Annotated in this window: 6 protein-coding genes and 1 pseudogene; all 7 read right to left on the bottom strand. The window is 61.8% G+C overall.

What is annotated here, in order from left to right; genetic code table 11:
• Nucleotides 1-49 precede the first annotated feature (49 nt).
• Nucleotides 50-295, bottom strand: coding sequence for a transposase domain-containing protein (locus tag ACZ7NC_RS44460; protein WP_471497845.1), 246 nt, complete (start codon nucleotides 293-295; stop codon nucleotides 50-52).
• A gap of 255 nt (nucleotides 296-550) precedes the next feature.
• Nucleotides 551-802 (bottom strand): hypothetical protein, encoded by a 252-nt coding sequence (locus ACZ7NC_RS44455; protein ID WP_471497843.1) that lies wholly within the window; start codon nucleotides 800-802, stop codon nucleotides 551-553.
• Nucleotides 803-885: 83 nt separating this feature from the next.
• Nucleotides 886-2,076 carry a terpene synthase family protein gene (locus ACZ7NC_RS44450; RefSeq protein WP_471497841.1) on the bottom strand — a complete coding sequence of 397 codons (1,191 nt, stop codon included), beginning with the start codon at nucleotides 2,074-2,076 and terminating at the stop codon, nucleotides 886-888.
• Nucleotides 2,077-2,187: 111 nt separating this feature from the next.
• Nucleotides 2,188-3,018: an ABC transporter permease gene (locus ACZ7NC_RS44445; RefSeq protein WP_471497839.1), complete on the bottom strand. Its 831-nt coding sequence runs from the start codon at nucleotides 3,016-3,018 to the stop codon at nucleotides 2,188-2,190.
• Nucleotides 3,009-3,620 carry an ABC transporter ATP-binding protein gene (locus tag ACZ7NC_RS44440; protein ID WP_471497847.1) on the bottom strand — a complete coding sequence of 204 codons (612 nt, stop codon included), beginning with the start codon at nucleotides 3,618-3,620 and terminating at the stop codon, nucleotides 3,009-3,011. The genes ACZ7NC_RS44445 and ACZ7NC_RS44440 overlap by 10 nt, the downstream gene beginning before the upstream one ends.
• Nucleotides 3,621-3,882: 262 nt before the next feature.
• Entirely contained in the window at nucleotides 3,883-4,341 is a 459-nt protein-coding gene (locus tag ACZ7NC_RS44435; RefSeq protein ID WP_471497837.1) for a hypothetical protein, read from the bottom strand.
• A 320-nt stretch (nucleotides 4,342-4,661) separates the two neighbouring features.
• Nucleotides 4,662-4,802, bottom strand: a pseudogene (locus ACZ7NC_RS44430) (hypothetical protein); the annotation flags it as partial.
• Between the last annotated feature and the right edge of the window lie 131 nt (nucleotides 4,803-4,933).

The raw sequence follows: 4,933 nt of genomic DNA, 5'->3' as shown, positions 1-4,933 counted from the left end.
GTACGACACCGACGCCTCAGCCTCCACCGCGAGCCCCTCCCAAGACGACCTACATCAAGATCATCTCACGCCCCCGCAGACAACTTGATAGCGCCCAGCCGACGGCATGAAGCCGGTCCCGGCTCCCCGCCACCAGCGTGGCGATCACGCTGCCGTAGCTCGAGTCGCTGAACAGGCACAACCCGAGCACGAAGTAGACGCCCAGCCGGGAGGGCAGCGCCCGGAGCCGGCGCTGTGAGCGGCCGGTGGCCCCCAGTACCTCGTCGACCAGAGACGGCGGCACCTGCCGGGCCAACAACACCCCACCTCTGACACCGCCCAACACCCGCCCCACGCTGGAAGACCAGCCCGTGCCCATGGCACCATGATCTGACAACGAAGCTCCTCGCCTACCCGGTTGATCTCAACAATCACCAGTCGTAGGCGAGGAGCTTCGCTGCATCAGAAGAAGCACCCAACTGGCACCCAAAGCATGATGAACACGGAGAGTGACCTTCCTAAGTTCCTGGCATTGGGTGCGATTCCCCTCGGCTACCCGACCCCCGGCTCCTCAACTTGATAACGCCCCCTCAACACCAGCCACCCCCAACAACATGGCAATGCCCTCGAAAGACTTGGTGATCAGTAATTTCAGATCTTCCCGTCGCCGGGCAGTCGCTGAAAGCGGCCGGCCCCGCCATTCGTAGAATCCGGAGCGGGATACTTCCAGCCAGTCACACATCCTCACGACGGACGGTATCGCCTCGGTGTTCGTGGTGGATGACGCGTACTCGGCATCGATGAACTCGAATCTGTCGCTCACCGAGGATCCTTGGCAAAGCACGCTGCGACTTTTTCCAGGAAGGCGACCTTTTGCCGCAGTTCCCTCAGTGTATAAGGAAAGGATCAGTCGTAGCCGAAAATCGTTCGGTCCTGGTACAAAGTCATACTTGCAGGGATTTGCCCCATCCACTTATGCCCGGATCCATGATATCGATCACTGCTGAGGGATGCCCTCAGCAGTCCCGAGAGAGTGACTGCCCAAGTCTCCACATGGGCTATCAGGGTACCATGCCCGGAGGGATCTCTCCTTCCCCTGCTGAGCATCTCGACGATTGCCTCTTCCGCCTCGCCGATCTTCTCGCAAACTTGATCGACCGCTTGCTGTACACCCATTCCATGAAACTTCATCAGGACTTCGATGGCGTTGAAAGGTACCCCCGCGAAGTGCTCCCTCCGGAATGAAAGCAGATCGTTTACGAGTGCCGAGTGGATGAAGCAGGCATCTTTCATTCTGGACACTTCCGATGAATTCCCCAGGTTGGCAAGGTCGAAGCCGTTTCGTTTTTGATTGAGTGTGTCAATCACGTCGAAAGCGAAATCTGGACGTCGAACGATCATGTATGTCTCGAAGCCAGTGACACATGCGTGATGTGACGTCCTGTCGCTCATGACATCGGCCCAGATGCTCCCGGCGTCCATAAGCAGTTTCCAACCGCGATCGGTCCACAGCGGTCTCAGCTGCGCGCAGGCTTCTGACCAGATTTTCATGTACGGCGTGGTTGGTGCGCACTCTCCTCTCGCGATCCTGATGCACTGGCGGGCATCTTCTCTGCTTTGTTCGTGATCGCGTTCAAAGGCGTCATCCACCAGGATCGCGGCGGTCACGACAACACTGGTTGCGACCATCTCCTCCAGCGTCATCCAAGGGAATCCCATTGAGACCTGGCCGACTGAGGTGTACTTGCTCAGATACGGCTCGCCGTCTTTAACGCCGTGACGCCTGAATGCCTCAATGAACCAGGCGTCATGCCGGGACTTGGCTGTGTCCTCGTCATGGTTTCCTGACCCCATTGAAAAGACTTTACGGGGGATTGAGAGGTGAATCTTGGTAGACTCCTGAATCGAGGTTGTGGCGTACATCGCATTCCATTCGTCGACTTCTAATCGGTGATCGCGCGCTCCTGCTCCCACGTCAAGATATGGGCGTTTTCTGGCTACAGTAGTTGTTGAGATATATTTCGAGGTCCGGCGCTCGATGGAGGGTATGACCTGGCGGTAGGCGGCGCCGTAGGGGCGGAGTTTGTCGGTGACCACGACCCGTGGCACCGGCCTGGTGCCCTTAAAGGGCTTACGGAAGAAGCACGGGCTTCGGCTGCCGACGGCGCAGGCGGGGCCAAACCGCTCGCACCGCAGCCGGATCGCCTTTCAGGTATCGGCGGCCGCCGCCTTCTCTGTCCTGTCCTCGTCCGCGGGTCGGACTCCCGAGGAGGCTTTCGGGTAGGACCACGTGCGGGCATAAAGCATCACCAGACTCATCGCGCAGGCGACCGCGAACCAAACGAAGCCGTGCAGTAGGTAGCTCATTGGAGCAAGGTGGGTGAAGCCAGCGGCAATGGACAACTGCAGCGGCCCGTGCAGCGGCAGCGCCCACAGCCCGGGCTGGCCGCTGTACGGGGTCGCACTCGGATTTTGCAGCGTGACGTCGACGAGACTGATCATGATGACCAGGAACATGCCCTCGAGCTCGCCGCGCAGCAGCGAACCGAGCATGACTCCGATGCCGCCGTAGACGAGCCCGGAGACGATTGAGGCCACCGCCAGCAGGGCGGGCTGCTGCACGGGCCAGAACAGGCAAAGGAACATCGTGCAGTACATGCCCGTCGCTACCGCGACCAGCACCAGACCGACGGCCTTGGCCAGCAGCAGGGGGCCGCGGGCGAAGCCGACCAGCACCAGACGGCGGTCCAACTCCCCTGCTTTAAAGGCGGCCATGAACATCATCAGGCCGACAATCAGGGTACCCGCGTTCAGTGCTGCGGTGATCTGGTTGACGTGGTTGGAGTTGGTGGTCAGCTGACCACCAAGCGCGGGAACGTAGAAGGACACTGGAGCCCTGTAGGTCACCACACGCACCAGCCAGATCCACGTGGGAATGAAGAACACACCTAGTGCGAGCGCAAGCCTGTTGCGCGCGTGGCCGACCAGGGTGAACCAGCAGGCCGTGGCAAACGCCTGCCAGGCGCGTCTCACTGCCACCTCGCCGCCTCAGCAGAGGCAGCGCCATGGAATGGATGCACCGTACCGTTGCGCAGTTGGACCACCTCGTCGAAACGGTCCAGATCGTGAGCCATGTGGGAGACAATGAGAACCGACCGCCTGCGCCCACGCAGCTCACCGACCAGTTCCCAAAAGCGCAGATAGGTCTGCCAGTCGAAGCCTTGGTACGGCTCGTCAAGTACCAGAACGGGCGGGTCATGCATCAGCGCGAGCACCAGGTTCACCTTCTGCCGCGATCCTCCGCTGAGCACCCCCACCCGTTCGCCGCGATACTCTGCGCAATCCAGCACCTCCAGCAGTTCCCGCGCCCGCCGCAAATGTGGCAACCCATAGGCGACCTGGAAGAACCACAGGTGCTGGTCGACGGTCAGCGTCTCGTCGAGCACCACGTGCTGTGGGCAGTACCCCAGTCGCCCCGGCCGCCGCACCACCCCGGCATCGGGCGCCATCTGCCCGCAGATGATCCGCAGCAGTGTGGACTTGCCCGCCCCGTTCTCTCCGGCAACGCCCACCAAGGCTCCGGCTGGCACCTGCAGTGAAACCCCGCACAGTACGCGTCGCCGACGGTAGGACTTCCACACCCCCTCGACCAGAAGTCCGGCTCGATCCACCCCACAGCACCTTTCTGCAGAAACTCCATGTGCCGACTCGAAGAAGACAGTGAGCACCGGGTTCCCTTGATCCGATCTCGTCGGAGGGCCAGTTCGGCGCCGTGTGCTGCTGCCGCCAACGGGCAGCATCGCTCTTCGTTCCGTGAAGGCCTCAGCCTCCGCGCCAACCAGCCACTGAGGGGGTGACTGTGACTTCAAATGTCACGGTCGGTCTCCATGCTCACAGGCAGCATCACGGTGCGGCAACCGTACCCGTGCCGTTGGTCATCTCGTAACGTCCCGTCGGAAGCGTGCTGGTGGCGCACACCTTGTCGAGTCTCGTATCTACGATGGTTGCGGTGCCCGTACTAAGAGAGGTGCCGCCGGCCGGATTGGTCAGCCTGGCGTTGGCCTCCAGTACCGCAGGCCCGCCAGTCGCCGGAAGAGTCATCCTGGCTGTGCCCTCCTGAACCGTGTATGTGCCGCTGTCCGTCACGAGCTTCGCTCCTGGCATGATCGGCGCCGAGACCACACAGCTTCCGTCGGAGTTGGGGACGATGAGCACCGCGCCGAGCGCGCCCATAGCCGAGCGGCAGGTATTTCCCGTCCCTGTGAATGTCCCCGTGTAGGTGGCGCTGGTTCCGGCGTCGATGTCCTCGGTCCCGACTTTCAGCGTGCCAGTGCCATTGGCGCATGTCTCGACGGCTTGCACTGTCGAAGGTGCCGAGGCAGCGGGTTGTGCCGCCAATACCCAAGCCCCGGCTCCTGCCAACGTCGCGGCCAGCGAACAGGCGGCTACGTAAAGCCCTCGCCGCCGAAAGACTGATTCCCCACGATTTCTATAAATCACCGAACTTCTCCCTTTCGCACACGCGTACCATCCGGCCACGGCAAGTGCCAGACCGACACTACGATTAACGCTCATAAGAGCACGCCGTGAGCTGCGACGTCAGCATCTGTTCAGGGGCTCACTGGGGCACAACCAGCGCACCGGGTATAAGTGCCACGCCCCCGAATTATGTCGAACCCGGGCTAAGGGCCCGTGTGGGGGTGCGTCTCCCGTCGGCTCCGCCGGGTGGTTGCACAGCGTGAGCGGAGGCGTTGGTTCGCTCGGTTCCGGAAGCCGAAGGCGTTACGCGCTTCGAGCTTGATGAGGCGGTTGTTGCCCTCGGAGGCGGCGTTGGCACGTTGTCAACTTGTCGGTTGGCGGGTTGTTGAGGGTGTGGCAGGTGGTGGTGGGGCTGGGTGGCGGCCCTGGTTTCAGCCTGCGGTGGGCAGGGCGGTGATGCTGGTGATGTGGTCCC

The sequence above is a fragment of the Streptomyces sp. NPDC111802 genome, from assembly GCF_055634335.1.
This window is presented reverse-complemented; position numbering and strand designations above follow the sequence as displayed.